This is a genomic window from Borrelia sp. A-FGy1, assembly GCF_014084025.1.
Classification (GTDB): Bacteria; Spirochaetota; Spirochaetia; order Borreliales; family Borreliaceae; genus Borrelia.
Genome location: NZ_CP043695.1, coordinates 1 through 1,839, shown reverse-complemented (window position 1 = coordinate 1,839; position 1,839 = coordinate 1). Strand labels below are relative to the sequence as shown.

Sequence of the window (1,839 nt, the reverse complement as noted above, 5' to 3'; positions counted from 1 at the left end):
TGTCTATTTTAGTATCAAGTTTATTAATATCTTCTTTAAGTTCTGCTTTAACATTATCTATCTTAGTGTCAAGTTTATTAATATCTTCTTTAAGTTCTTTTTTAACATTGTCTATCTTAGTATCAAGTTTATTAATTTCACCTTTAATTTCTGTTTTGAAATTTTCAATACCACCAATTCTAATTTCCATAGCATTTAGTAGCACCTTGAAGTTTTCACCTAAATTTTGAAGGTTATTATATATAATGTCGCTGTGGAAATATTTATTTGCCAAGTGCATGGCCATTGCCTTTTGCATACCCATTCTTATAAGCTCTTCATAAAGTTGCTGTTCTGTAAAATGATATTTAGTATTTTCTTGCATATCATAAACTCCTTCAAGGATTTAAACATATTATACACTATTTATTTACTTATTAATAGAGAAGTTAGCCCTTTTTTTTAAGTTCATTTGCAGTTTTACTCTACTGTTGTTGGTTAGCTAGTGTTGTTAGATTACTAATAGCGGTTCACAAATATTGATGAAATAGCAATTAATATTATTTAATTAGTTTAATTTTTTTTAAAAAAGAAATTGGGTATTTTTTTGCAAAATTGGGTATGCTTAAAACGTAAAAAACAGACTAGTGCTATTTTAGTGACTTAAGAGAAAAATCCTAAGAAGTAAATTAATAGATAAATTTTGTTTCTATTATCTTTTTTTTATAAATAAACAACTTTTACTAGAATATATTAGTATAATATGTAGAACAATATACTAAGAAATAAGGCTAAATAGTGCTATTCTTGATATTTAGAATGATAGAGAGTAAAAAAACATACCAAAATTATCTTATTAAAAAAGGTAGAAAATTAGCAAGATGAATAAAAAAACATTAACACAAAAAGATGAAAAAATACCCAATCCAAATAAAATCATTTATCCTAATTTAAATAATCCAGATTTATTCATTGATTCTTTAGCTAAGGCATATAAAAACAAAACAATTGACGATGAGTATATCTTCTCTTTGTCTAACTTGCTAAATAAGAATACATATGCAAAGCTCTTAAAGCTTATTCTAGATAAAGATAAACCTGTACTTCTTAGTAAGAAGAAGAAAGCAAATCTAAATAAACAACCAAGGTCTGCTACTAAATATAGGAAAAAGAATATTAGAACAAAGACCAACTTTTATATGAGCATTACTAGAGAACAAATTGTAAAAATATTAGAACTTTCTTATGAAAAAGACAAGATTATGGGCATGTTTTACTACCTGCAATACATGACAGGGGCTAGATGCTCTGAAATTGCTAATATTAAGATGCAAGATATTAGCAAAATTAAAGTAGAAGATGAATACATGTACAGAATCAATATTTATGTTGCTAAGAAAAGAAATGAGACTATAATACGACCTGTACTTGTATCTCTACTAGATTTTGCTAAAATTCAAGACGCTCATAAAGAATATGCACAAGCTAATATAAAAAATAGGATTTCAATGTACAATTATAATTATTTAAAGAGAACATATCTTTTCCAAAAAACCAAATATAAAAGATTATCAACAAATAATATGAGTTTTTTCTTAAGACAAATCATACAAAAGGTGACTAGAAAAAAAAATATTGGTAAATGTTCACATATTTTCAGACATTATCGTATCTTTTTAATGAAAAACAGCAATATCCCCTCATATGATATAAAAGAAGAGTTTCATTTCTCCAACATTAACATGGTTGACAGATATGGCAAACCGTTAATTGATAAGAAAAAGGATTATGAATTCATGATTAATGAAAAACCTTCTTTTGCTAGATAGTAGCCTTATCCCTTAAAATATAAAATATAGA

2 protein-coding genes are annotated in these 1,839 nt (G+C 25.7%); one reads left to right on the top strand and one right to left on the bottom strand.

The genetic code is table 11. The annotated features are described in order from the left end of the window. Positions 1–364 (bottom strand): Bdr family repetitive protein (bdr, locus tag F0310_RS05285; protein WP_232535982.1); only part of this gene is annotated, 364 nt, incomplete at its 3' end. A 496-nt stretch (positions 365–860) separates the two neighbouring features. Between bdr and F0310_RS05280 the strand changes: the two genes are divergently transcribed. After that, positions 861–1,808, top strand: coding sequence for a tyrosine-type recombinase/integrase (locus F0310_RS05280; RefSeq protein ID WP_182117928.1), 948 nt, complete (start codon positions 861–863; stop codon positions 1,806–1,808). Positions 1,809–1,839: the final 31 nt, after the last annotated feature.

Excerpts from the sequence above, each read along its gene's own strand:
- F0310_RS05280 (WP_182117928.1), top strand. The coding sequence starts at position 861 with ATGAATAAAAAAACATTAACACAAAAAGATGAAAAAATACCCAATCCA.